The sequence below is a fragment of the Nodosilinea sp. AN01ver1 genome, from assembly GCF_050565655.1.
GTDB lineage: Bacteria > Cyanobacteriota > Cyanobacteriia > Phormidesmidales > Phormidesmidaceae > Nodosilinea.
In genome coordinates, this window is sequence record NZ_JBNXVS010000056.1 from 1 (window position 1) to 25444 (window position 25444).

Here is a 25444-nt window from a genome sequence, read left to right on the forward strand (position 1 = left end):
GTCGCTCGTAACTTCGCGCTCAATCTCTACCGCTCCAACGCCTTCTCCAATATGGCTCAGGCTGAACGATTCTGTAAATTCGGCCTAGATACACTCAAGACCGTTTTTAGAATGAAATAGCCCTGGGTCTGAAAGCAGGTATCCATGACGTGAAAACCCAAAATTGACGGGCTTCCTGCGGCCAAAGACTCTACCGCCACCAGCCCGCTCCAGTCAGGCTCAAAGCGGTAGATAACCACTCGGTCTACCTCAAACAGCTGCCGCACTTCATCGGCTGTGGTTTGAAGAATTTCGTTGAGGTCTAGCGACTGCCGAATGCGCTGGGTGACAGCCGCAACGATGCGCTCAGACTCGCTTTGATGCTGTACCTGCGGTGCGCCTGGCTGCCAAGGTTCTAAGTCTAGCGTGACGGGTTTGGGGGCAAAGTGAGGGGTTATCTTGGTCGGCACCGCGCTGGGTTTAGCGATTAAATAGCCCTGGGCAAAGTTGGTGCCTCGCTCCTGGAGCCAGTTCAGTTCTTCAACACATTCAATTCCTTCCGCAACGGTTTGAATATTTAGCTTTTGGGCAATCTCCAAGAGTTTTTCGGTGATCGATGCTTTGTAGATATCGAGGTGGACGTTCCGAATCAGCTCCATATCGAATTTGACAAAATCGGGACGCAGCTGGTGCAGTAAATTTAGACCAGAATAGCCAGATCCTAAATCGTCTAACGCTACCGCAAAGCCAGCCTCTCGGTAATAGTTCAGCACCGTTTTCAGGTGGTCTAAATCCTGCGGATTGTCTGACTCGACAACTTCGAAGACTACTTGAGCGTGGGAAATTCCAGCTTTATCGATGGCCTCTACAGTACTTCGCAGGCAGGATACCGGATCGTAGAGAGCCGTAGGCGTAAAGTTGATAAAAATACGCCCATTCAGCTGATGCTGACTGGCTTGGGCGATCGTGCTCAGCCGCGCTGCCCGATCGAGCTGCGGCAGCAGGCCTGCTTCGGTGGCTAGCTCAAAGATTGCCCCAGGCATAACCAAATTGCCCTGCTCGTCTAGCCCTCGCAAAAGCGACTCGTAGCCAAAAATTTGAGAGGTATCTTGAATAGAAACAATCGGTTGAAAGTGACTGGTAAAGCGATCGCTCGCCAGCATATCGACTAGCCAGTCGGACTGGCTCACCTTAATAAATCGCTGTAGCGAAGCGATGTCGCTAAAATCTTGTAGCTGTGGCTGAACGGCACCACGCACGAATAAAACCTGGGTTTCTTTTAATTCTCTTGGGGCCAGAAGTTGAGCTAAGTGGCGAGCAACCTCTTGGGCCTGACCCGATTTGCAGGCAACGCTTAAACCCGGTCGCTCTTGCATCAGTTCAAACTCAAGCGAGGCCTGTTTTAGACAAGGAACTACCTTTTTCAGAGTGTGGGGCACCGGAAACCAGAGAAACAGCCGTCCAGCTTCTCTAGATTGACATCGACCAATGTTATGACAAGCACAGGTCCTAGAGGCCGATATTCCCATAGCTAAGTTCCGCATTCATGACGAGCGAACTTAGTATTCCCAGCCCTGTTAAAGTAAGGCTACACCTTAAGCTAAATGGCCTAATTTTAGTTGCATTGCTTTAACAAATTATGCGATTGCTGGATTTGGTATCACCCTCATTTGCTCATCGAATCCTGATGTAAACCCAAAGCGCTTTAGCTCCCCTAAATATTGCGAATCACTCGACAGGGGTTCCCCACCGCCACCACATCGGCGGGAATCGATTTCGTCACCACGCTGCCCGCGCCAATGGTGCTGTTGTCGCCAATCGTCACTCCGGGGCAGACAATTACGCCGCCGCCCAGCCACACATTGTTGCCGATGGCAATGGGAGCTGCCAGCTCTAGCCCGGTCAGCCGCACGGCGGGGTCGGTGGGGTGGTAAGCCGCGTAGATCTGCACGTTGGGCGCAATCAGTACGTTGTCGCCAATCGTCACCCAGGCACAGTCGAGAATGGTGCAGTAGGCGTTGATGTAGAGGTTTTTACCGGCGCGAATATGGCCGCCGTAGTCGCAGAAGAAGGGCGGTGTAATCTCGAAGCTGGGGCCGATGGTGTGAAAGAGCGATCGCACCACTTCCTCCCGTACCTCAAGCTCCTCCGGTCGCGACTGATTGAATGCGTACAAATGGGTCTGTGCCGCCCGCCGCAGCGCCACCAGCTCCGGATCCGCCGCCCGGTAGAGTTCTCCCGCCAGCATTTTCTCCCGCTCAGTTTTGGTCATCTCGAGAATCTCCTATAGCAAAAGAAAAGATCCCAGGGTTCTTAAAGAACCCTGGGATCTGGAGGCATCAAAGGGGAATCTAGCCCACCAGTTCTTTTACCTTGGCCATGATGCCGTCGGGGTCAATACCCTGGTGAATAAACTGCTCCCACAGGCCGCCGCTGCCCTCTTCGTGGGTGCCGATGTGGGCGAACTTGGGCGTGTAGCCCCGCTCTAGCAGCCAGGTGCCAAAGCGGCTGCCCAGGCCGGTCTTGCGGTTAAAGGCCTCGGTCACCAGCACAAAGGGGGCCTTGCCCACCTTCGCCATAGTGTCTTCATCCACCACGTTAAGGGTAGCCTTGTTGATCAGGCCCACGTCGATGCCTTCTTGCTTCAGCCGCTCAACGGCATCGAGGGCGCGGTACACCGAGTCGCCAAAGGTGACGATGTAGCCCGCACTGCCCTCCCGAATTACCTCGTCTTTGCCAGGGGTAAAGGTGTAGTCGCCGCCAAACATCTCGTTGCCGTCGGCATCAAGAATCATCGGCACCTTCGAGCGGGTCGAGAAGATAAAGCGCAGACCGGGGTCGTGGAACACCTTCTTGACGCAGGCCTTCATCTGGTTGGGGTCGGCGGGGAAGTAGAGCTTGGTGTCGTAGCCGTCATCTAGACCATTGTCGGCAAAGAAGTTGTTGAGGCCGAAGTGGCAAGTGTTGTCGGCCATATCGTCGATGCCGGAGTGGGAAAAGTGGCACAGCAGGTTGGAGTAGTTCAACCGCGCCATGGTGATTTCAGAGATGCACATCTCCAGGAAGGCGGCGAAGGTGGCGAATACGCCCTGCTTGCCCTCGGCCATGCCAAAGCCCGCCGCTGCCGACAGGTTGCCCCGCTCCATGATGCCGCCGCTGATGAAGATCTCGGGGTAGGCCTTGCGAATTTGGGCCAGGCCGCAGGAGCCTTCCAGGTCGCTATCGACCACCAGTACGCTCTCTTTGCGGGCCATTTCATCCATCTCGCCCAGCACTTCGACCATGGCGTCGCCAAACACGTTGCGGTTCGCGCCCACGTTCTTAGACGAACCCATGAACTCGTAGGTATTTTTGGGAGCTTCGATGCCTTCGAGAATTTCGACCGCCGCGGTGTGGCCCTTGGCCGTCAGGTAGGCGATCGCCGCCTTCACCGAGATCACATCGTGGCCGTGGGTGCTGCCCTCAATGCCCTCGATGCCTACCGCCATGGCCCGTTTGTTAACCACCGCCACCGGACCGGGGGTGTTGATCGCCTTACAGATGTTGGCGTAGAGGCCGTCGAGGTCTTCACCGTCGCCTTCGAGCACCGTGAGGCCGTGGCCCTCCAGGGTTTTCTTAACGCTGTAGCCGCCCATGTACTGGGAGGGGTGACCGGCAATGGTGACATCGTTGTCGTCGATTAGCAGCTTGACGTTGACGTGGTTGGCCACCGCAAAGCGGGCCGCCTCGGCGTCGTCGCCCTCCTGTTGCGCCCCATCAGAGCCCAGGCAGAATACCGTCTTGCCTGGGTTAGCCAGCGCCACCCCGTTGACGTAGGGCCACATATGGCCCAACCGCCCAGAGCTAAACTTGACGCCGGGGGTCAGCCCCAGCTCGGGGTGACCGGGCAGCTTTTCGTTGGCGGCGCGGTACTGCATCAGCTGCTCGGCGGGCATGTCGCCGTTGAGCACCGACATTAAATACTGGGTGGCCACCCGGTGACCGGCTTCGTCAAAGAAAATTGGCACGTACTTCTCACCCGCGCCGCGAAACAGCGCGTCGAGAATCATCACCTCGGGCACGGTGTCGTAGGGGCCGCCAGTGTGACCGCCCACACCCCGCGCCGCACCCGTGGCGGTAAAGAACACGATCGCATCCCGACACAGCTGAATGTTGGCCTTCAGGGCACTGCGCTGCTCGTCGGTGAGGGTGGGGTTGGACGCATCTAAAGAAATTCGCTGGTACGCGCCCAGGTCAATGGGAAAGCTGGTCATAGTGTTTCGTCCTATAGGCTGGTTACAGAGAGGCGGCGAGGTTTTATATAAGAGCTAGTCCACCGCTCAAGTTGGAGAGCAAATTCCACTACCTCCATCATTCAATACTCTGGCAAGGCTGTGAAGTTTTATTCGGTAAGACTTGGTTAAGGGGGGACGGGGGAATGGATAAGGGGTGGATGGGTAGGGGGTCTTAAAGATCCGTAGGGTGGGTTAGGCGGTCTGAGACTCTGCCCTCCACTCGCCACCCCTGCCCCGCCGTAACCCACCGCTCACTGATCTGCCATCAGCTATTGCCCTGGCTCCCAAGACCGCGATTTGGCCATAATCGACACCCACTTCGACCCAATTTGCACCGACGAGTGGAATGACCAGGAGTTTCGGAAGCTACCTCCTTTGAAATAAGGTTGAAATAAGCATGGATTATCCCAAGATTTGTAGAGCTGAGGCTGTTAGCGATTGCATCCTCAGAGTCACCTTCACGAATCAGAGCATCAAAGACTACGACATTAGTCCACTGCTCTCTAAGTCAATATTTGCGCCTCTCCAGCAGCCAGCCTTCTTCAAAAGTTTTACCATCGCACCTGGCGGTTATGGAATTGTTTGGAATGAAGACATCGATATCAGTGAGTACGAACTTTGGAGGCATGGCACGGCGTCTAAGCCTGCTGGTATCGCTCCAGAGAATCTAACCACTAGCCCCATCGACGCTAAAGCCCGCTGACTGCCTTAGCAAGCGGGCTTTGGGTAGAGAATGAGTTGTAGAAAACCATGCTGTTACTAGAGGGTTTCGACCGTTTCGGCGTAGGTGTCGCCATCGAAAGGCTGAACGCCAGTGTTGGGGTAGTTGTCATCGCTGGGGCCAAAGATTCTGCCGATGGGTTCGGCAAAATACTGCATTAACCCCTCAAAAAAGTAGCCAAATACTGAGAGATTCAGACCTTTCATGACTGGCACCTCGCGGCTTAAGGATAGTGATATAGGCAGATTGTAGCGATGCGTGTGGCGGGTCAGGGTTTGATGATTTGGTGTACCCTGATACCTAAATGCTACGGGATCACTCAGGTCTGGGGGTGCGATGGTGACCATTCTTTACAGCGGTTGGCAAGTTGTAATATATGAAATGCACCCTTAACGACTTGGCTACCAGTAAGGAGACTTTCCTGTGAAACGCAGTCACGCGGCGATCGCACTCTTGAGTGGGTTAATGGGCAGTTGGGCGGTTATGCCCAACGTGCAGGCCGCTGCCCCAGTACCGCCATCCTCAGCCCTGAACGAGTTTGGCCAGGCCCCCGAACCGATGCCGCCGCTGTGGGTCGCGCAAAACAGCAGCAACGGCCTCAGCGACGCTCAGCAAGAGCAGGTGGATGACCTGCTGCGCCAGGGCCAAACCAAAGTCTCGGCTCGCGACTATGCGGGTGCGATCGCGGCCTATCAGCAGGCGGCCGCCATCGACAGCCAAAACCCCCGCCTGTTTTCGGGCATTGGCTACCTCTACGTGCAGCAGGAAAACTACGGCGAAGCCATCAACGCCTACCGCCGCGCGATCGCCCTCGAAGACGATAACCTGGCCTTTCGCTACGGCCTGGCCCACAGCCAGTACAAAAACGGCCAGCTCGACGATGCCCTGGCTACCTATCGCGGCATTCTGGATATCAACCCCCGCGAGGTCAACGCTCACCTGGGTATTGGCGGAATTCAAATCGAGCGCAGTGACTATGAGGCTGCCCTGAGCACTTACCAAAGCCTGGCCCGCATTGCTCCCAACAATGCCCAGGTCTACGAGGCGCTGGGCTCGCTCTATATTCAGCAGGAAAACTATGATCAGGCGCTAACCTACCTGAATCAGGGGCTGCGGGCTAACCCCAACGACGGCGATCTTCACGTCAGCGTGGCCAACATTTATTTAATGCAGGAAAACTACCCTGAGGCGGCCAAAAACCTGCGCGAGGCGCTGCGGGTGGAGCCGCAAAACGCCAATGCTCAGCACCAGATGGGCTACATTCTCTACCAGCAGGGCGATCGCGAGGCCGCCTTTGACTACCTGCTGCGGGCGGTGCGCCTCGACGACGACCTAGTCGCGGCCCATGCCCTGCTGGGCGAACTGCTGCTGGAGCGTGAGCAGTACCTGCAGGCGGTGCTCTCCTACCGCAAGGTGGTCGATGCCCTACCCGATGACCCCGCCGCCTTCTACAATCTGGGGCTGGCCCTCCACGGTCAGGGGCTAGAGGCCCAGGCTTTCTCTAATCTGGAGCTAGCCGCCATTCTCTACGGTCGTCAGGGCGACACCGAAGGGGCTGCCCGCGCCCGCGAACTGATGGACTTCTGGGGCTACCAGCAGTAACCCCATGCCCGAAGGCCCTGAAATTCGCCGTGCTGCCGATAAGATTCAGCGAGCGATCGCCGGTGAAATCGCCTCTGATGTGTTCTTCGCCTTCGATCGGCTCAAACCCTATGAGGATAAGCTGGTCGGTCGCACGGTAACAGCGGTAAAGCCCTACGGTAAAGCCCTAGTCACCAGCTTCGATAACGGGCTGGCGGTCTACAGCCACAACCAGCTCTACGGCATCTGGGTCACCTGCAAGCCCAACGCCGTGCCACCCACCCGCCGCCAGCTGCGCTTTGCGGTGCAGACCTCACGGCGGTGGGCCTTGCTCTACAGCGCCTCCGATATTGAGGTGCTGAGTACCGACGCGGTGCCCAATCACCCTTACATTGCCAAACTTGGACCCGACACCCTCGATGCGGCCCTCACCCCCGCCGACATAGAGGCCAGAACGCTCAGCGCTCCGTTTCGCCGTCGCCAGTTTGCCACCATGCTGCTCGATCAGGGCTTCCTGGGCGGTATTGGCAACTATTTGCGCACCGAAATTCTGTATGTCGCCCGCATTCATCCCGCCCAACGCCCCGTAGACTGCACCCTAGAACAGATCGCCGCCTTTGCCGAAGCGGCTCTGGCCCTGCCCCAGCAGTCGTACCGCCACAGCGGCATTACCAACGATCTAGAGCTGGCCGCCCAGCTCAAAGCCAGCGGCTACCGCCGCCGCGAGTACCGCCACTGGGCCTTTGGCCGGGTAGGCCAGCCCTGCCACCGCTGCGGCACTCCCATCGCCAAACTGATGATCGGCGGGCGGCGCTGCTATATTTGCCCTCAGTGTCAGCCGTTAGGCTAGGGGTGTCGTTCTGTACGGTTGGCCCGTTAGCCGCTGGTAATCGAGAGCCCATCGAGCAGCACCGAAGGGGTGTAGCAGGAGCCGTTCCAGTCGGCGTCGCGGCCCAGCTCAACATTGTCTTTGAGCGCACTATAGACGTTGCCCGCCACCATCGTGTCTTTAACCCGGCCCACCAGTTCACCCCGATGAATGCGGTAGCCCAGGTCAATATTCACTGAAAAATCGCCCGCAATACCGGCCCCGCCGCCCAAAATTTGATCGACCAGCACACCGTTGCTGAGGCCTGCGATCAGGTCTTCTAAAGATTTGCTGCCCGGCTGCACCAGGGTGTTGTAAAGGCTGGGGGTAGGGTAGCTGCCCAGCCCAGGGCGAAAGCCATTGCCAGTAGACTCGGCTCCCAGGGTGCGACCCACGGCGCGATCGCTGTAAAACAACGTCACCACCCCTTTGTCTATAAAGACTAGTTGCTGGGTGGGCGTGCCCTCGTCGTCAAAGGGGCAGCTGAAGGGACCGGCCTCAGGGTCCTGCCGCAGGGTAATTTGGGACGACGTCATCTGCTCGCCCAGGGCATTGCTCCAGGGAGACGATCGCTCCAGCACCCGCTTGCCGCTGAGGGCCGACTGCAGCGTGCTCCACAGCATGTCGGCGGCCTTGGCGGTAAAGATTACCGGCATGCGCCCGGTTTCAACCTCCGCCGACTGCTCAGCCCAGGCCAACCGCTGCAACACCTGGTCAGTCAGCGCATCGATATTGAGCACGTCCCGCTGGGTCTGGCCGTCGCTCACGCTCAAAAAGTCATCGCCTCGCACCCAGTCTGCCGACAAATAGCTGCTCAGAGTGGCGTCGCTGTAGCGGCAGTCGAGCCCATTGGTGTTGAGAATGCGGGTCGTTTCAACATCACACTCCACATCGACGCCGCAAATGACCTCGGGGTAGGCGCTGCGAATGCGATCGATCATGCCCTGGCCCCATTCGATCAGCTGCTCTACCGGCACCTCCTGGCCCATGTCGGGGTAGGCCTGGCTGGTACCCTCCACCAGATCAACGGTTTCAGGGTCATTTAGGGCGCTAATGGCTAGCGCTTTGTCAACAATGGCCTCAGGGTCAACATTGCCGTAGGCTACGGCCAGCCCCGGTCGACCGTTCACCCATAGCCGTAGGGCCGTACCCAGGGCGGTGGAGCTTTCGAGCTGCTTGAGGCGGTTGGCTTCAAAAAAAACGGGGCGCGATCGCGATCGCGATTGCAGCACCTCCGCCGCTTCGGCTCCTCGTTTTAGGGCCAGGTCTATGAGTTTTTCAGCCAGCGAATCGTCAGTCAGACCAGGCACCATGGCAGTGAGTGAGCAGGGGTGTAACGAAGCTACTTCATCTTCCCGGATTGCGGTACCCCTGCAAAGGGCACAGGTCCAGATAGCTCGGCCCAAAGCCCTCTTTGCCAACAGTTTTTGACGGAGTTTTCGGCTCCGGAGTCGTCTACAAGCCCCATTCAGCGGTAGAATAACAAAGCCCCTTGGAGAGGTGGCAGAGTGGTTGAATGCGGCAGTCTCGAAAACTGTTTGGGGGTCACACCTCACGGGGGTTCGAATCCCCCCCTCTCCGTTGAAATCCAGCTCCCGTAACGATTTGCGGCGTTCCCCTTGTCTCACTCAGCTTAGGAAAATTAAGCTGAGTACAGGTGGTTTGTACTCTTTTTGGGGGAGGAATGGGGGAGATGGGGGGGAGAAGTCTGAACCAGAGTGCGATTGACCTCAAAGAACGGATTAACCAAGTTAATCAGGGGCTGGAGAAGGTCTCGATACGCGAGAAGGACAACCGCTTGTACGTGCGGGGGAGACACTTCCCCCCCAAAGCCTGGGGAAAGCACCGGAGGCCGCTACGAGATCGCCCTTGGGGTTTCAGCCACTCCTGCTGGACTGAAGGTGGCGATCGCAAAGGCAAAAGATATTGACAACGCACTGCTATGGGAAAAATTTGAGTGGGAACCGTTCCTCAAAGGCAACCAAAAGCCTCCTGAAACCGTAGCAGAATGGGTAAATCGTTACGAAGCGCAACACTGGGAGCAAACCGTCCGGAATCCAACTAAGGAGAATACTTATCACAAGAACTACCGATTGCTGTTTAATCGACTCCCTCAGGACGAACCGCTAACGATTGAGCTGCTGCGAGCAACGATTCTGAGCGAGACCCAACCGGGAAGTCGCAGTCGCAAAGGCTTTGCCATAGCATTTCGAAGACTGGCTGATTTTGCGGGATTGGATCCAAGCATACTCAAGGAACTGAGCAAATTAGGGAAAGGCTATACCTCCAAGTCGGTCGAGCCGCGCAGCTTGCCCCGTGATGAGGAAATTGTAGATCTCTGGGAATCAGTAAAGAATCCCGCCTGGCAGTGGGTCATTTCGATCCTTGCGATTTATGGGTTAAGGCCTCACGAGATCTTTAGAATTCGCACAGACAGGATTGATGAGGATCCACCTATTCTTGAGGTGGAAGAGGAAACCAAAACAGGGTGGCGGATTGTGTACCCTAGCTACGGCAAGGGGTGGGACATGATGACACCGCACATTGTGAAGTATCCCAATATTGAGACCGAGGGAAAAAACAACAACCAGCTGGGCGGCAAAATTTCTCAGGAGTTTCGCGAACTGAAAATTCCCTTTCCTCCCTATAACCTGCGCCACGCCTATGCTCAGCGGATGTACAAGCAAGGGTTTAGCGACACCTTCATTGCCCGCTCTATGGGCCACTCTGTCGCAGTGCAAAGGTCAATATATCGGGCCTGGTGGGATCAGGACACCTATGATGACGAATATCGTCGGGTGATGGGACTTCAGAACAAGGCATAGCTGAGGTTTAATGCTCGCTCAAGCAGCCATAGCTCTGCCTAGAACTCGGCTAGCCCTAGCTCACTGGAACTGCCGTAGTTTTTTTTCGAGACAGTTTCATCAAAGCATAAAAGCATTATTGAGAAAGGGCTTTGGAAATGTGTAGGCAAGACTGCCCAAGAATTGCCCAAGCGAAATTTTCCGCATTCAGACGGCTGATGCGGGGAAGTTGCCAGCAACTTACGATCAGAGAAATTGCTCACAGAGTCAATCATGATATTTAGCAGCGTAAGATCGCGCTCTGCTACCGTGCCATCAACAGTGGGGGGATTGAAGGATATGGCAGTAATTCCAATGGAGCTACCCGAATAGCGATCGCCATTTTGGCAGCACAGAAAACTTGGCGACCGGGCTAGCCTTCGGCAATGCGGCCTTGGTGTTCGTTCAGTTGTAGAAAACCTGGGCCATTGCCTTCAGCGTCGGACTGGGCAATGACATAGAAGAAGCGCGATTCGGTGTTCTTGGCGATGGTGAGATAGGGATAGCCATCTTGACTGATGGCGGCTTTGCAAACTTGGCCGCCGACTAGTTGGCTGAGATCTTCTGAGTAGGAAAGTGTCACAAGAGTGGTTCTCTAGGTTACGGACGTCGGAAGTAGGGCAGTTTTAAGCCTTGGAGGCTATCGGAGGGAGCTCTGACCGCTGCGGTATCAGCAGAGTCCCCGTACTTTGTAGCTCTGGGGTCTTATCGCTCTCTATATGTAAATTTTAACCCATGTATACGCGGGTTTCAATGGCCGAGATGTGGGTTTCAAGGGAATTTTGATGAGGATTGCTGATCGATATCTGGAAAATCCGGCCCATCTCATAAGTGCAGTTGATCGATGGATGCAAGGGTTTAAGGCCTCGTATACTTGGGATGATTCTGTCTTTTAACAGCAATGGGGTTTTCCGGCGATGAGTGATAAGGCTCTCCGCAGAGACTGTTTGACCCGCTTTCAGCAGCAGGGTGAAGTGGCGATGGCTGTGCGCCCTCTCTGTGTACGGTTGCCGGAGGATATTGATGCGCTAATGCGGGAGAAGGAGAACCGGACGGCCTGGCTGCGGGATGCGATCATGGAAAAGCTCTGGCGAGAGGGGCATCTGCCAGAGCGGTATCAGGATTTGATGGATGAAGAAGCAGATTAATTGGGGTGGCTGATGTCAGCGCAACCCTTGGGCAGATATCTGACGTTGGAGGAGTTCTGCACCTGCACGCAGACCTACCAGCGGTTCGCTGCTCAGATTGACCCGTTTCCTAAAAACCTGGAGGAGACCTCAACAGCCTTAGAGGCTCTGTGTCAGCACATCATTGACCCGGTGATTGATAGGTTTGGGCGCGATTCTCCTTTGGAGAGTCCGCGCCAACGATTCCTGCTCACCTACGGCTTTTGCTACCTGGCCCATCCCCACTACTGGGCACCATTCATTTTGATCGGCAATGGGCTGTAGTACTGCTAAACCCACTGATAATTCAGTCCCAGGTGCTAACGTGCTCACGCCCCACCCACCGCTATCCATCACCAAATCTTCGCAAAGGCTCTGAAACGGCTCCTTTAGTATAAGGGAGCCTATCCAACTTGCTCAAAACAGCCTGCTATGAACATGCGCCTCCTTTTCCATGGCCTCGGCTACGGAGTTTTGGCCGTTTGGATCCGACATTCCGCAGATTGACAAAAAGAATATTTGGGGCGGCTGAGGTAAGCTCAGAGCGAGCCATAGGATCGCGCCTTGAAGATAGAGAATCTGGACCACTTAGGGTTGGTAGCAGCGTTAGTCGATGAGATCGGACTGGTCGAGCTAACCGACGAACTTCTAGCCCCCCATCCGTTGAACCACATCAGCCCTGGGCAAGTGGTGAAAGCGATGATTCTCAATGGATTGGGGTTTGTCAGCGCACCGCTGTACCTGTTCAGCGCGTTTTTCGAGGGCAAACCAGTCGAGCACCTGCTGGGCGCGGGTATCACAGCCGCGCACCTGAACGACGACCGGTTAGGACGGGTGTTAGATCAGCTGTTTGAGTACGGAACGACGCTGTTTTTTCTCAAAGTGGCGATGCAGGCCGCGCGCCGCTTTGGGGTGAGCACCAGCCAGTGTCATCTGGACTCGACCTCCTTTGCCCTCGACGGGGAATATACCTCTGAGACCGGGACTGAGGCCGCATCGGAGGCTGAAACACCCCAAGCGATTGAGATCTGCCGGGGCTATTCGCGAGACCATCGGCCCGAGTTGAAGCAGTTTTTGGTCAACTTGATCTGTAGTGCCGACGGCGGCATACCCGTGTGGTTCAAGGTGGGCAGCGGCAATGAGACGGATAGTCAGAGCTTTGCAGGGCTGATGCGGGCGTTTGCCGAGCAGTGGGAAACACCCGCGCTGATGGTGGCCGATGCCGCCTTCTACAGCGAACCAAACCTTCAGCAGGTAGGGAGTTTGCCCTGGCTGAGTCGGGTGCCTGTGACCCTTAAGGCGGCCCAGGTGCTGGTGGATAGCGCCCTCGACTCGCTGAGCGAGAGGGCCTGTGACCTGGAGGGCTACCGACTCTGGGAACAACGCCAGACCTATAGCGGAGTGGAGCAGCGTTGGATTCTGGTGGAAGGCCCGCACCGGACGGAGTCGCAGGACTGGCTCAAACCCCTCGAAAAGCAGGAGAAAGGACTGAAACGGTCGTTGCGGCAGCTCTGTAGCCAGGTCTTTGCCTGCAAGCCCGATGCCATGGATGCGCTTTTACGCTTTCAGGACTCCCTCACCGACTACACCCTGACTCAGGTGGCGCTGGTCTCTGTCGCCGCTAAGCGCCCTACCGGGCGGCCCAAGCGGTCTCAAGCCTCAGACCCGCCCGCTCTAGGCTACCAATGGCAGGCGACTCTGGAGCGCACCGCTGAGTACGAGGCCCAGTGCCAACAGCGCCATCGTCGCTTCATCCTGGCTACTAATATCCTCGATGACGACGCCTACCCGGCCCAGCGTCTGCTGCGCGAGTACAAAGCCCAGCAGCATGTGGAGCGGGGCTTTCGCTTCCTCAAAGACCCGCTTTTCTTCACCAGCAGTGTCTTTGTCAAAAAGCCTCAGCGAGTCGAGGCTCTGGCTCTCGTGATGGCCTTGACGCTGCTGGTCTACAGTCTCGGCCAGCGCAAACTCAGAGCCCAACTTGCCCAAGCCGATGACACGGTACTCGACCAAAAGCAGCGCCCCACTCTCAATCCGACATTTCGCTGGATTTTGCAGACGTTTCAGGCCATTCACCTGGTCTCAACCGGCTCATCTCAGCAGGTCAGCAACCTCTCCGAAGAACGCAGCAAAATCATTCGCCTCATGGGCTTCCCGGCCTGCCGGTACTATCTCATAAATTAACTCCTGTTAACCTGCGGAATGTCGGATCTCGGCCTGTTGAACTGGGCTGCCTGGCAGGTTGTAAGGGCACTCGGGATCGGCAGGGCTCGGGGTCTCGCACTCACCGTCTCGCTGCAGGCGTATTACACGCTGGTGGCATCGGTCGCCAAGTGGCGGCACAACCACTATATGGTCGAGAAGCAGAAGGCTAAGACGCAACTGGTCCTGACCGACCTCGACTGGTTGATCGTGCGCCCGTCTGCGCTGACAAACGAGTCTGGGCTTGGCAAGGCCCAGACCTTCACCGACATCGCCTGCGGCGTCGCTGCAACCATTGTGGAGCTTCTGCAAACTCCTACCCTTAACCGGTTGATCTTGGAGCTGACCGGTGGAGGTATGGCGATCAGCGAAGGGATTGGTGCGTTGGCCATTGATTCGGCGGCGGCGGCTGAGGAACTTATTGCGCGAGATTCTGCAAAACACCCTAAGAATCTGAAAGAAACCGAGCATTAAAACTTACTACACTCAGGTTGAGTCAGACGAGAATTTAATGCGTTATCCATAGGAGATTGCAATGCCTTATGTCACTGTCGGTCAAGAAAATTCTGCAATCATCGATCTCTACTACGAAGATCTTGGGACAGGTCAACCGGTTGTTCTCATTCACGGATTTCCCCTCAATGGGTATTCCTGGGAGAAGCAGATTTTGGTGCTGCTGGATGCGGGATACCGAGTAATTACCTACGATCGCCGAGGATTTGGTGCTTCTAACCAACCGTCGTTTGGCTATGACTACGATACCTTTGCGGCAGATTTGAATGTTCTGATGACCAAACTTGACTTGCAGGATGCTGTGCTGGTCGGCTTCTCGATGGGAACAGGTGAAGTCACGCGCTATCTTGGTAAATATGGCTCAGAGCGGGTGCAGAAAGCCGTGCTGATGGCTCCCGTGCCGCCCTTTTTACTGAAGACCGATGATAATTCCGAAGGCGTTGATCAAAGCGTTTTCGATGGCATTATGAAAGCGATCATTGAAGACCGTCCAGCCTACTTTTCTGCATTTTTCAGAGAATTCTTTAATGTGGATGTGCTGCTGGGCGATCGCATCAGCAATGAAGCCATTCAGGCAAGTTGGAATGTGGCAGCAGGGGCTTCTGCGAAAGGGACTTTGGATTGTGTACCGTCCTGGCTCACCGATTTCCGTGATGATCTGCCCCGCATTGACGTGCCAACCCTGATTATCCATGGCGATGCCGATCGCATTTTGCCCCTGGAGTCCACCGCAGCAAGACTGCCAAAGCTAATTAAAAACAGTGAGCTTGTAGTGATTCCTGGCGGGCCGCACGCCATCAACTGGACTCACGCTGATCAGGTCAATCCCGCGTTGCTGAACTTTCTGCAGCAGGAATAATCAGTGACTCGGTAGTATGTCTGACTAGTTTCTACACGTCACTTGAGCGCAAGATTCCGGTGGTCTGCGCCGCAAACATCGGACGTGCCGTTGCCCTTACCTACAGGTGAAATATCAACCGTGTTCAAGCTATCCTCTAAAGTCTCTATCTTGTTAGTTACGATTACAGCGTTGGTGCTGGTTTATTTACAATCTTTTGGGGCAAAACCTGCCCTATCTGAAACGTCTGTAGCCTCTCTAAATCAGTCAACGCTTATTGCAACTGCTGCTCTTCCCCCTGACCTTGTTCAGGCTGTTTTAGGAGGCAGACCTGTTTACGTACTGAATGTAACCAGAACCGAAGACACCGTTCTAATCCGCTGTTATCCCGGCTATGAACCCATGATCGCCGTTCGAGCAATGGGAATCAATCCCATTGCCAGTGGCCCGAAGGAAGGCGTTATGACGTGTCGTTCTTCTGATTAGAGGTAACTTGTATATCTTCTCCAGGTTTACCACTGAAATTCTCAGCAATCAATGTCTCCAGCACGGACTCCTCGATTCAGAAAGTCAAGCTTCTCCTCTGTTTCAGTCCAGTTTTATACTCCGACCAGTTGCGGATGTGGTATTGAGGTTTCATGGCGTCGGTTTTGTGTGGTAACTGAAACTTGCCATCTCCCTACCCTTTCGCAGCACCTCTTCATGCAACAAAGCCATCGTTTTATATAGAACCCGAAGCCATGTCACAACAGCTCAAAACAATCACGGAGCGTCAGTACCAAAATGCCCCTGCGCAGTATAGCGATTTAAAGGCTCTTTTTTTAAACTGCACACTCAATAGAACGCCAGTGTTATCCCACACACAAGGAGTTATCAATATTGCCAAAGCTATTTTCGAGGCCAATGGAGTAACCACTCAAGTCATTCGACCGGTGGATTATGAGATAGCGGCTGGGCTAGGGTTAGATATGTCACAAACCGATGAATGGCAGACAGATGAATGGCCCCAGATCCAAAAAGAAATTGATGCCACTGACATCTTAGTACTGTGTACTTCCGTATGGCTGGGTGAAAAAAGCTCTGTTTGTAATCGAGTTTTAGAGCGAATGTATGGATATACTCATCTTTTGAATGAGAAAGGTCAGTACAGAGATTATGGGAAGGTTGGGGCAACGCTCATTACCGGCAATGAAGATGGTGTTAAACATTGCGCTATGAATATTTTGTTTTCCCTATCGCATATTGGCTATACGATTCCTCCGCAAGCGGATGCAGGTTGGCTAGGTGAAGTAGGCCCTGGTCCTTCCTATTTAGATCCAGGGTCTGGAGGGCCGGAGAACGAATTTACCAATCGCAATACCACCTTTTTAGCGTGGAACTGCATGCACATGGCCAGACTACTCAAAGATAATGGAGGTATTCCTCCTCACGGGAACCAACCCGACGTTTGGGATGCAGGCTGTAAGACAGACTTCAAGAATCCTGAGCATAAACGCTGAGTGACTGACAAAACCGGTGAAAGGTCTGCTACTGCTTTGAATACACCTGCTTTGTAGGGGCGTAGCATGCTATGCCCCTACGGAGTTCCTAATTATGAAGCGGGGCTTACAAAATCGGATTTCGCATATCTGAACTCAATGGTTCATTTTGAACGTCAATTGCTTGAGTTCCTCTTGATTCCAGTTGCCTAATCTAGCACCAGCTTCGTAGGTGCTTTGCAGGAACTCTAACAACGTCTGATCCGGTAATTCTGCCTCGCGGACAGCGTCATAGGGCAAGATAAACTCGCCCAACTCTTTGCTGTAAAATGCAGCATCGGGACGAACCTCAGCCTGCTTAAACCCATCGGGTTCTGGGTAAGTGTAGGAACAAAACGCTGGGTATGATAATCCGACGCCGGGCCAAAATCCGGCACTACTGACCTCTTGGGAGTAGGCTTCCTGTGCCACTGCATCCGGCAGATTTGGTACTCCTCCCGGATGCTCAGGAGCCGATCGCCCCGAAAAGCGCGTCACTGCTAGATCAAAACTTCCCCAGAAAAAATGAACCGGACTGACTTTGCCGGAGAAATGGGAGCGAAATTCTCGAAAGACGCGATCGGACTGTAGCAGCACTCGCCAGAATCGATTGGCATAGTCCGCATCATAGGCAGCATGGGTTTCATCCTGCTCAAATCGAATCGGATCTGGAACTTCGTTCGGTTTGGTGTTGATGGTGATACGAAGATCGAGTGCTCTGAGCGTTTCCATCACGTTCTGGTAGAAATCAGCGACAGAGCGAGGGTAGAGGGCGATCGCCCGTCTTGCCCCTTCGCTGGTTTGAATCAGCAGCTCATGATCAATGAAATCAAAGTCGATTTGAAAGATCCGGCTGCCATAGGGAATCGTGGACGTGGTCAGTCCCCGAACAGTTAAATAGAGGGGAATATGCCAGGAATGATTAATCCACGGAGTTTGGGTCAATCGGATTTTGCCGATGATTTGCGTCCACATATGTAGGGTGGCATAGGTATCTTGCCATGTGTCTAGGGGTAAACTCGGCCAAATATCTATTGGGGCAGATTGATTTGACATCATGGTTTCCTCACGTGGAAAAAAAGGGGTGCGTGATCAATAGTTCTTCTGTTGTTCGTCGGCAAAACACCACAGCCACTGTTCTCCCAACTCGGCTGAACTGATCACCGCATGTCCGCTTTCTTCGTAATGACGACGAGCGTGTTGATTTTTAGACGAGTCACAGCACAGCATTTTGCCGCAGGTTTGACAAATTCTTAAATGTACCCAGCTACCGACAACTCACAGGCATTCCTCACAACGGAATACCGGGTAATTGGCTTTTGAAATCATAGTCTCTAGCGTCAGTTCGCTCAGGTGTTGGCAAGACATAGAAGATTCCTGTGAATGTGCAAAGAAATGATGGCAGTTGCCTAGTGAGTTTCTTCAATCATCTGTTTATCCTCAAGGGTTGATGACGTAAGCGATCGCGCCATGAACTGAATCTGCGAAACAACGCTAAATTTCGCCACTTAAGATCCGCGAGCTAAGCACAGAGTTAAGGCGTTCGCGTCGCGTACCCAAAGGGCATTCGCTTCACTGTGCGATCGCTCTTAATGCTTTTACCGTCGCTGCTTGAGCGTGCGTTAATCCAGTTGCACCTCGAATACTTATGCTTTCAAGCATGGAACTGTGCAATTTACTGGCTCGACCTGTTTGCATGACTGTTTGCACAAGTTCAATATAGGTGGTCGCCTTGAAGCTGTCGCCTACGGCAAGTTAACTTTTTTACAGTGCAAATTGATAGAGTAACCATGCCATCGCGGAGTAGAAGGCTGGCTCTAACTTAAGTTAGACTCCGAATTTGATCTAAAGTACAGTAATACAAGCGATCGACCATCAAGCTCCATCCCCCTGAGGGATAGCAATATTTCAGGCACTACTTGACTGTTGAGAAGCATCTGCTGCTGTTCCTTGCCGATGAGACGGTGCCGCCGACCAATCATTCCAGTGAACACCCACTGCACTGGAGCGTGGTTTTTCGTAAGGTCACCCATGGCTTTTGCTTCGATTGGGGTGCGGAGTTGTTCGCCTAGGTGCGGTCGTTGGTTTGCAAGCGATATACTTTGGGAAACGGATGACAGTCCTTTATAGGGGAGCACTCAATGATTACCCTGCCTGGAGTTACTATCCACAGCAAAATCTACGAGAGCTCAGCTTCTTTGGTGTATCGAGGCATCAGAGAGCAAGATAACTGTGCAGTGATCGCCAAAGTTCTCAAGCAGGATTATCCCTCTCCTCAGGATTTAACTCGCTATCGACAGGAGTATGAAATTACTCGCTCGCTCAACACTGAAGGCGTAGTCAAGGCGTACAGCCAGCAAGACTACCAGCGCACGCTGGTTATTCTTATGGAAGACTTTGGTGGAGAGTCTTTAGAATGCTGGATGCGGCAACAATTAGACTTTTCTCCCATGCCGCTGTCGGTTTTTTTGAATATGGCGATCGCCATTACGGATACTCTAGGCAAAATCCATGCGGCTCATGTCATCCATAAAGATATTAATCCTGGCAACATTGTCTTTAATCCGAAGACTGGCGTTGTCAAAATCATTGATTTTGGCATTGCCACTCGCTTCAGTCGCACCAATCCCACCTTCAAAAGTCTCTATCTTCTAGAAGGAACCCCCGCCTATTTGTCGCCAGAGCAAACCGGACGAATGAACCGGATGCTCGACTATCGCACTGATTTCTACTCACTGGGACTAACCTTCTACAAACTGTTGACGGGACAATTGCCGTTTCCTAGCAATGATCTCCTGGAACTCGTTCACTGTCACATTGCTACACCGCCGATTCCTCCGCACGAATTGAACGCGACGATCCCTCAACCTGTTTCAAACCTGATTTTGAAACTGATGGCGAAGAATGCAGAGGATCGCTATCAGAGTGCCTGGGGTATCAAAGCAGATCTAGAGCGCTGTGCCCAACAATTGGCTGAAATGGGTCAGATTAACGCCCTATCATTGGGACTGCAAGATGTTTCCGAGCAGTTCCGCATTCCTCAAAAACTGTATGGGCGAGAAGCGGAGATTGCAGCATTATGGGTAGCGTTTGACAGAGTAGCCGGAAGTTCTGAGTTCTCAGATTTGAGTTTTGAGTTAAAGGATTCAACTCAAAATTCAAAACTCAAAACTCAAAACTTAAACACTGAAATGATGCTGGTCTCCGGTTATGCTGGCATCGGCAAAACAGCATTGGTACAGGAACTCCATAAACCGATCACCGCAAAGCACGGCTATTTTATCTCTGGCAAATTTGATCAATTCCGACGCAATATTCCCTACAGCGCGATCGTCGATGCCCTGCAAAAGTTGGTGCAGCAACTGTTGGGTGAACCGGATGAACAGGTGGAAGTATGGCGATCGCGTCTACTCACGGCTTTGGGAAGCAACGGACAAATTATCATCGATGTCATCCCCGAAGTTGAATTCATTATTGGCAAGCAGCCGCCTGTACCCGAAGTTGGAGCAACAGAAGCACAGAATCGCTTCAATCTCACGTTTCAAAGGTTTGTGCGGGCGTTTTGTGCAAAAGAGCATCCCCTGGTCATCTTTTTGGACGATCTACAGTGGATCGATTCTGCGACGTTGAAGTTAATCGAACTTATCTTGCTTGATGAGCAAATCCAGTATCTGTTCTTGATCGGAGCCTACCGAGATAACGAACTGACTCCAACGCATCCGGTAGTCTTAACGCTAGAGAGCCTGCGAAACCAGGGAGCAGTATTTCAGGAAATCATCCTGACCCCCTTAACACTGGAACCGTTGAGTCAACTGATAGCTGATACATTACATCACAATCCTGATATCGTTCGCTCCCTAGCCCAAGCTGTATCACGTAAAACCGAGGGCAACCCTTTCTTTGTTGGTGAATTTTTGAAGCTGCTGCGTAGCGAAAACCTGTTAACCTTTGATGCCCAACAGTTGAGTTGGCAGTGGAACCTGGCAGAGATTGAAGCTCAAGATATCACTGATAATGTGGTGGAGTTACTGCTGCGTCAGTTGCAGAAATTGCCGGAAGCAACACAGCAAGTTCTCTGCATCGCGGCTTGTGTTGGGTCTGAGTTTGATTTAGAAACGTTAGCGATCGTTTGCGAAAAATCACCGAAAGCAATTTTCCAGGATTTATTAGCAGCAGTACAAGCGGGATTAATTCAACCTCTGTCTGAATTGGACGAAGATTTGTTGGTTCAAGAGTATAAGTTTCTGCACGATCGCGTTCAGCAAGCGGCTTATGCTTTGATTGATGAATCGCAGAAACAGGTTGTTCATCTCCAAATCGGTCGCAATTTACTCGAAAGAACTTCACCAGAGCAACGATCCGATCGGTTGTTTGAAATCATCGATCATCTCAATCAAGGACTTGAGCTAGTCACTGCTCGATCAGAACGAACTAAAATTGCCAAATTGAATTTAAGGACAGGTCAGAAAGCAAAGGCAGCAACGGCTTATGACGCAGCTTTTAAGTATTTCACTACAGGGCTTAAACTCCTCAATTCAGAGAGTTGGCAGAGTGAGTATGACCTGACCTTAGCGCTGTACTCAGAAGCAGCAGAAGCGGCGTATCTCCAGGGTTGCTTTGATGAGATGGAACAGTTGGTAGAAGTGGTACTCGATCGTGCTAAGACAGTACTTGATAAAGTGCAGGTTTACGATAGCAGCATTCAAAAATGTTTGTCACAGGGCAACCTGAAAGAAGCACTCAAAATTGGCTTGGAAGTGTTGAAGCTTCTGGGAGTAATCTTACCAGAAAATCCAAGTGAGCTAGATGTTCGAGGAGGATTGGAGTCAACGGCGGCACTACTCACTGAACGAGAAATTGAAGACTTGATTGATTTGCCAGAGATGACTGCACCAGAACCGCTAGCAGCAATGTCAATCCTAGCAAATATAGGGGCTGCTGCATTCATAGTAACACCAGCACTGTTTATACTGATTACTTGCAAAACGGTAAATTTATCAATCAACTACGGGAATGCCATCTGGTCACCACTGTTTTATGCTTGCTACGGGTTGGTTCTATGTGGAGTTGTTCAAGACATTGAACTCGGCTATAAATTTGGTCAATTGGCTCTTAGCCTAGCGGAACGATTGAATACCAAAAAAGGCAAGGCTAAAGCATTACACATATTTAGTGACCATGTTATGCAATGGAAAGTGCATCTTAAGGAGATGATACCACTGCTGGTTGAGGCTTATCAGGAAGGAGTGGAAACCGGAGACTTTGAATTCGCTGGTTATGCTGCATATGGCGTGTGCCACCACTCGTTTTTCGTCGGTGAGGAACTCACCCAACTGGAACAGAAAATGGCAACATACAGCAAAGCAGTTGATCGAATCAGACGGGAAAGCCCCCCGACTTGGATTGCAATAGTGTGGCAGACCATTCTTAATTTGTTAGATAGGTCTGAGAATCCCAGTCGCTTAGTTGGTCGGGTGTGTAATGAAGAGCAAGCATTACCACACGCCCTTGCAGTTAAAGATGGAACTGCAATTCAAATGCTGTATCTGCACAAAGTTATACTGTTTTATCTATTTGGAGAACACCATCAAGCTGTACAGACTGCTATTTTGGCAAGGCGACATTTTGAAGAAGCGACGGCAATAAAGTTTCTACCTGTATTCTGTTTCTATCATTCGCTGGCGCTTTTGAGCCTATTGCTCGATGCTTCAAACTCTGAAAAAGCAGCTTGGCTAAACTGTGTTAGCTCCAAACAAGAAAAAATGCAGAAATGGGCGAGTCATGCCCCAATGAATTATTTGCATAAATTTCATCTAGTCGAAGCAGAGAAAGCGCGCGTCTTAGGGCAATTTCTTGAGGCTGAGGAGTTTTATGAACGAGCGATCGCAGGTGCTGCTGAAAATGAGTATATCCAGGAAGAAGCATTAGCTTATGAATTAGCGGCTAAACATTATCTGGCGCGAGGTCGGGAAAAGATTGCTCAGACCTACATGAAAGAAGCACACTACTGCTATGAAAGATGGGGAGCGATGGCAAAAGTCAAAGATTTAGAAACTCGCTACCCGCAGTTCTTTTCTCAATCACCGGTTGTGACCTACACGCCAATCCATACAACTTCTGGAACTACTTCTGGTCGCTTAGACAGCGCGATCGATTTGGCTGCGGTAATGAAAGCAGCTCAAGCTCTTTCAGAAATAATCCATCTCGATCAATTGATTGCCACGTTAATGCAAGTGGTGATAGAAAATGCCGGAGCCGAAACAGGCGCTCTAGTGCTCCTAGAAGACGATCAACTCACTGTGGTGGCTCGGTGCAGTGGGAGTAGAGAGTGCAACCTGGAAAAGATCCCTGTTACTGGCTGTGCAACGATTCCTGTCCCCGTCATTTACACAGTAGAACGTACTCAAGAACCCCTGGTGTTTGATGATGCAGTCAGCGAACCATCTTTTCTGACTGATCCTTATATTCAACACCAACAGACGCGATCGCTCCTCTCTATGCCAATTCTCAAGCAAAATCAGCTTGTCGGCATCCTTTATTTGGAGAACAATCTTAGTACCGGAGTGTTTACCCGCGATCGTTTACAAGTCCTCAAACTGTTGATGGCTCAGGCAGCAATTTCACTGGAGAATGCTCGGTTATATGAACAGTTAGCAGACTATACCGAAACATTGGAAAGTAAGGTAGAACAGCGAACTCAATCTCTACAGCGGGAAATCGCTGAACGTCAACAGACCGAAGCCGCATTGAGACAAAGCGAAGCGAATTATCGCAACCTGCTACAAACCGCGAATTCAGTGATCATTCGCTATGATCCGCAAGGACGGATTCAATACATCAACGATTATGGAGTAAAACTCCTGGGCTATGAAGAGCATCAGATTTTAGGGCAAACCTTATTTGAAACCATCATTCCAGAAGTCGAACTCTCTGGACGCGATGTGAGACCCATGGTTCACGATTTACTTCGCAACCCTCAAGCGTACCCGCAAGGTGAGGGTGAAAATCTGTGTCGAGACGGTCGGCGAGTTTGGATGGCCTGGTCGAATCAAGCCATCTTCAATGACCAGGAAGATGTCGTTGAAATCTTATCGGTGGGCAACGACACCACCCAGCGTAGGCAAGCAGAAGAGGCATTACAACGCAGTGAGGCCAAGTTCCGCAATATTTTTGAAAACTCGCAGGTTGGCATCTACCGCACCCGCACCTGTGATGGATTAATTCTCGACGCCAATCAACGCTTTGCTGATCTGTTTGGTTTTGATTCTCCCCAGGAGATAATTGGGATTGAACACACTGTAGGCTATTGGGTCAATCCCAGCGAGCGCCAACAAGGTATTGAAGTGATGAAGCGGGATGGAGAAGTGCGAAGCTTTGAAGCACAGATGCGAAAACGAGATGGAACGGTGTTCTGGGGGCTTTTCTCTTCTTATCTGAATGCAGGTGATGACTATATCGAAGGAGTGGTTGCAGATATTAGCGATCTCAAGCAAGCAGAAGCTGCCCTGCGTGAAAGTGAGCAACTGTTGGATGTGTCCTTCTCCCAATCCCTTGACGGCTTTTTCATCATGATGCTTGATCATCCAGTGCAATGGGATGACACGGTTGATAAGGACAAGGTCTTGGACTATGTCTTTGGTCACCAGCGGGTTACGAAAGCCAACGATGCCATACTCGCTCAGTATGGACGTAGCGAAGAGCAGTTTATTGGTTTCACTCCCAACGACTTGTATGCTCACAATCTAGCCTACGGCAAACAAGGGCTAGCCTACGGCAAACAGGTGTGGCGGGAACTTTTTGATGCTGGGAAGCTACATATCGAAACGGATGAATTCAAATTGGATGGGACTTCAATCTGGATTGAGGGAAATTATAGCTGCCTTTATAACAGTCAAGGCAGAATCATCGGTCACTTTGGGGTACAGCGGGACATCAGCGATCGCAAACAGGCAGAAGCAGCATTGCAAGCCTCTGAAGCAGAACTGCGGGCGCTCTTTTCAGCCATACCTGATCCGCTGTGTGTCCTGACTGCTGAAGGGCAAGTGATCGACATAACTAAAGGAAATCTGACCTATGGAGAGGAGTATAGGGAGGAGTGTAATGGCAAAACACTGCATCAACTCTTTGCTAGAGAACAAGCTGATGAATTACTGGGTTACATTCAGCAGGTGCTGAGAACTCAACAAATCATCACAGTCGAGTACAGTACGTTTCTGAATGGACGAGAAACTTGGACATCGTCTCACATTGCACCGTTCCGCCACGAGCAAGTGATTTGGCTGGCGCGAGATATTACGGCTCTTAAGCAAGCAGAAGCCACTTCAATTTTGGAAGAGCGCAACCGCATGGCACGCGAAATTCACGATACGCTCGCTCAGGCGTTTACGGGCATTCTAGCTCAAGTCGGAGCCGCAAAACAGGTGCTAACGGATGATATAGAAGCAACTCAGGCGCACCTAGACCTAATCAAAGAATTGGCAAGAACTGGACTGACCGAAGCTCGGCGATCGGTCGTCGCGCTCCGCCCTCAACTTTTGGAGGAGGGCAGTTTACAGAGCGCTCTACATCGTCTCATCGCTCAAATCAGAACTGCCGCAATGGATACCACTTTGCACTATGAAATCGAGGGGGCAGTGTATGCTCTACCCACTGAAGTTGAGAGTAACCTACTGCGGATGGGGCAGGAAGCATTAACCAATGCAATTAAACATGCCAATGCTGACGAAATTCGAGTTGAGCTAGTCTACGATCGCGATCAGGTTTGCTTGTGTGTGAGTGACAATGGTCAGGGTTTTGGCGTTGGGAGTATTCCCGCCTCTGAGGGGTTTGGCTTACTCGGCATGAGCGAACGGGCAGAGCGCATCGGCGCACAACTGACGATTCGGAGTCAACCTGGGCAGGGAACAGAGATTATTGTCACCGTCAACCCTTGAGTGAGCATC

19 protein-coding genes, 1 tRNA gene and 2 pseudogenes are annotated in these 25444 nt (G+C 52.3%); 14 read left to right on the top strand and 8 right to left on the bottom strand.

Features of this window, described 5'->3' with window-relative positions:
* Positions 1 to 125 precede the first annotated feature (125 nt).
* From ACQ4N7_RS26475 to ACQ4N7_RS26485, 3 genes and pseudogenes are all read right to left on the bottom strand, one after another.
* A pseudogene (locus ACQ4N7_RS26475) lies at positions 126 to 1508 on the bottom strand (EAL domain-containing protein); the annotation flags it as partial.
* Between the two features lie 185 nt (positions 1509 to 1693).
* Positions 1694 to 2251, bottom strand: coding sequence for a sugar O-acetyltransferase (locus ACQ4N7_RS26480; RefSeq protein WP_430714441.1), 558 nt, complete (start codon positions 2249 to 2251; stop codon positions 1694 to 1696).
* Positions 2252 to 2330: 79 nt separating this feature from the next.
* Positions 2331 to 4232: a transketolase C-terminal domain-containing protein gene (locus ACQ4N7_RS26485; protein WP_430714442.1), complete on the bottom strand. Its 1902-nt coding sequence runs from the start codon at positions 4230 to 4232 to the stop codon at positions 2331 to 2333.
* Between the two features lie 418 nt (positions 4233 to 4650).
* Here ACQ4N7_RS26485 and ACQ4N7_RS26490 point away from each other — a divergent pair, with 418 nt between their 5' ends.
* The gene (locus ACQ4N7_RS26490; protein ID WP_430714443.1) at positions 4651 to 4956 is read left to right on the top strand and encodes a DUF2442 domain-containing protein; all 306 of its coding nucleotides are present in this window, start codon (positions 4651 to 4653) and stop codon (positions 4954 to 4956) included.
* 56 nt (positions 4957 to 5012) lie between these two features.
* Here ACQ4N7_RS26490 and ACQ4N7_RS26495 read toward each other — a convergent pair whose 3' ends face one another.
* Positions 5013 to 5180, bottom strand: a complete 168-nt coding sequence (locus tag ACQ4N7_RS26495) for an isochorismate synthase (protein WP_106921547.1) — start codon at positions 5178 to 5180, stop codon at positions 5013 to 5015.
* Between the two features lie 217 nt (positions 5181 to 5397).
* Between ACQ4N7_RS26495 and ACQ4N7_RS26500 the strand changes: the two genes are divergently transcribed.
* Both ACQ4N7_RS26500 and nei read left to right on the top strand, forming a co-directional pair.
* Positions 5398 to 6576: a tetratricopeptide repeat protein gene (locus tag ACQ4N7_RS26500; protein ID WP_430714444.1), complete on the top strand. Its 1179-nt coding sequence runs from the start codon at positions 5398 to 5400 to the stop codon at positions 6574 to 6576.
* 4 nt (positions 6577 to 6580) lie between these two features.
* Positions 6581 to 7405 carry an endonuclease VIII gene (gene nei / locus ACQ4N7_RS26505; protein ID WP_430714445.1) on the top strand — a complete coding sequence of 275 codons (825 nt, stop codon included), beginning with the start codon at positions 6581 to 6583 and terminating at the stop codon, positions 7403 to 7405.
* Between the two features lie 26 nt (positions 7406 to 7431).
* On the opposite strand, the gene ACQ4N7_RS26510 is transcribed toward nei, so the two are convergent.
* The gene (locus ACQ4N7_RS26510; protein ID WP_430714446.1) at positions 7432 to 8736 is read right to left on the bottom strand and encodes a TldD/PmbA family protein; all 1305 of its coding nucleotides are present in this window, start codon (positions 8734 to 8736) and stop codon (positions 7432 to 7434) included.
* Between the two features lie 181 nt (positions 8737 to 8917).
* Here ACQ4N7_RS26510 and ACQ4N7_RS26515 point away from each other — a divergent pair.
* Positions 8918 to 9004: transfer RNA gene (locus ACQ4N7_RS26515), tRNA-Ser, on the top strand.
* Positions 9005 to 9324: 320 nt separating this feature from the next.
* Positions 9325 to 10248, top strand: coding sequence for a hypothetical protein (locus ACQ4N7_RS26520; protein WP_430714447.1), 924 nt, complete (start codon positions 9325 to 9327; stop codon positions 10246 to 10248).
* Positions 10249 to 10639: 391 nt separating this feature from the next.
* Here ACQ4N7_RS26520 and ACQ4N7_RS26525 read toward each other — a convergent pair whose 3' ends face one another.
* Positions 10640 to 10849 (bottom strand): hypothetical protein, encoded by a 210-nt coding sequence (locus ACQ4N7_RS26525; protein WP_430714448.1) that lies wholly within the window; start codon positions 10847 to 10849, stop codon positions 10640 to 10642.
* A gap of 334 nt (positions 10850 to 11183) precedes the next feature.
* Between ACQ4N7_RS26525 and ACQ4N7_RS26530 the strand changes: the two genes are divergently transcribed.
* The 7 genes and pseudogenes from ACQ4N7_RS26530 to ACQ4N7_RS26560 all read left to right on the top strand — a co-directional run bounded on the left by ACQ4N7_RS26530 (position 11184) and on the right by ACQ4N7_RS26560 (position 16484).
* Positions 11184 to 11414: a hypothetical protein gene (locus ACQ4N7_RS26530; protein ID WP_430714449.1), complete on the top strand. Its 231-nt coding sequence runs from the start codon at positions 11184 to 11186 to the stop codon at positions 11412 to 11414.
* A gap of 12 nt (positions 11415 to 11426) precedes the next feature.
* A pseudogene (locus ACQ4N7_RS26535) lies at positions 11427 to 11660 on the top strand (hypothetical protein); the annotation flags it as partial.
* A 336-nt stretch (positions 11661 to 11996) separates the two neighbouring features.
* Positions 11997 to 13616 carry an IS1634 family transposase gene (locus ACQ4N7_RS26540; RefSeq protein WP_430714450.1) on the top strand — a complete coding sequence of 540 codons (1620 nt, stop codon included), beginning with the start codon at positions 11997 to 11999 and terminating at the stop codon, positions 13614 to 13616.
* Between the two features lie 18 nt (positions 13617 to 13634).
* Positions 13635 to 14108 carry an NAD(P)H-binding protein gene (locus tag ACQ4N7_RS26545; protein WP_430714451.1) on the top strand — a complete coding sequence of 158 codons (474 nt, stop codon included), beginning with the start codon at positions 13635 to 13637 and terminating at the stop codon, positions 14106 to 14108.
* A gap of 61 nt (positions 14109 to 14169) precedes the next feature.
* Positions 14170 to 15006 (top strand): alpha/beta fold hydrolase, encoded by an 837-nt coding sequence (locus ACQ4N7_RS26550; RefSeq protein ID WP_430714452.1) that lies wholly within the window; start codon positions 14170 to 14172, stop codon positions 15004 to 15006.
* A 90-nt stretch (positions 15007 to 15096) separates the two neighbouring features.
* On the top strand, positions 15097 to 15471 hold the full coding sequence (locus ACQ4N7_RS26555) for a hypothetical protein (protein WP_430714453.1): 375 nt from the start codon (positions 15097 to 15099) through the stop codon (positions 15469 to 15471).
* 254 nt (positions 15472 to 15725) lie between these two features.
* Entirely contained in the window at positions 15726 to 16484 is a 759-nt protein-coding gene (locus ACQ4N7_RS26560; protein WP_430714454.1) for a flavodoxin family protein, read from the top strand.
* Positions 16485 to 16619: 135 nt separating this feature from the next.
* Here the strand turns inward: ACQ4N7_RS26560 and ACQ4N7_RS26565 are convergent, their stop codons facing one another.
* Both ACQ4N7_RS26565 and ACQ4N7_RS26570 read right to left on the bottom strand, forming a co-directional pair.
* Positions 16620 to 17558: a DUF5996 family protein gene (locus tag ACQ4N7_RS26565; protein ID WP_430714455.1), complete on the bottom strand. Its 939-nt coding sequence runs from the start codon at positions 17556 to 17558 to the stop codon at positions 16620 to 16622.
* A gap of 36 nt (positions 17559 to 17594) precedes the next feature.
* Positions 17595 to 17732 (bottom strand): UBP-type zinc finger domain-containing protein, encoded by a 138-nt coding sequence (locus ACQ4N7_RS26570; protein ID WP_242042265.1) that lies wholly within the window; start codon positions 17730 to 17732, stop codon positions 17595 to 17597.
* A 689-nt stretch (positions 17733 to 18421) separates the two neighbouring features.
* Here ACQ4N7_RS26570 and ACQ4N7_RS26575 point away from each other — a divergent pair.
* Positions 18422 to 18574 (top strand): hypothetical protein, encoded by a 153-nt coding sequence (locus ACQ4N7_RS26575; protein ID WP_430714456.1) that lies wholly within the window; start codon positions 18422 to 18424, stop codon positions 18572 to 18574.
* Between the two features lie 69 nt (positions 18575 to 18643).
* On the top strand, positions 18644 to 25435 hold the full coding sequence (locus ACQ4N7_RS26580; protein WP_430714457.1) for a PAS domain S-box protein: 6792 nt from the start codon (positions 18644 to 18646) through the stop codon (positions 25433 to 25435).
* Positions 25436 to 25444 lie beyond the last annotated feature (9 nt).

Coding starts and splice junctions, on each gene's coding strand:
- ACQ4N7_RS26495 (WP_106921547.1), bottom strand. CDS start 5,180: ATGAAAGGTCTGAATCTCTCAGTATTTGGCTACTTTTTTGAGGGGTTA.
- ACQ4N7_RS26480 (WP_430714441.1), bottom strand. CDS start 2,251: ATGACCAAAACTGAGCGGGAGAAAATGCTGGCGGGAGAACTCTACCGG.
- ACQ4N7_RS26545 (WP_430714451.1), top strand. CDS start 13,635: ATGTCGGATCTCGGCCTGTTGAACTGGGCTGCCTGGCAGGTTGTAAGG.
- ACQ4N7_RS26510 (WP_430714446.1), bottom strand. CDS start 8,736: ATGGTGCCTGGTCTGACTGACGATTCGCTGGCTGAAAAACTCATAGAC.
- ACQ4N7_RS26560 (WP_430714454.1), top strand. CDS start 15,726: ATGTCACAACAGCTCAAAACAATCACGGAGCGTCAGTACCAAAATGCC.
- ACQ4N7_RS26550 (WP_430714452.1), top strand. CDS start 14,170: ATGCCTTATGTCACTGTCGGTCAAGAAAATTCTGCAATCATCGATCTC.
- ACQ4N7_RS26485 (WP_430714442.1), bottom strand. CDS start 4,232: ATGACCAGCTTTCCCATTGACCTGGGCGCGTACCAGCGAATTTCTTTA.
- nei (WP_430714445.1), top strand. CDS start 6,581: ATGCCCGAAGGCCCTGAAATTCGCCGTGCTGCCGATAAGATTCAGCGA.
- ACQ4N7_RS26570 (WP_242042265.1), bottom strand. CDS start 17,732: ATGCTGTGCTGTGACTCGTCTAAAAATCAACACGCTCGTCGTCATTAC.
- ACQ4N7_RS26490 (WP_430714443.1), top strand. CDS start 4,651: ATGGATTATCCCAAGATTTGTAGAGCTGAGGCTGTTAGCGATTGCATC.
- ACQ4N7_RS26580 (WP_430714457.1), top strand. CDS start 18,644: ATGATTACCCTGCCTGGAGTTACTATCCACAGCAAAATCTACGAGAGC.
- ACQ4N7_RS26530 (WP_430714449.1), top strand. CDS start 11,184: ATGAGTGATAAGGCTCTCCGCAGAGACTGTTTGACCCGCTTTCAGCAG.
- ACQ4N7_RS26565 (WP_430714455.1), bottom strand. CDS start 17,558: ATGTCAAATCAATCTGCCCCAATAGATATTTGGCCGAGTTTACCCCTA.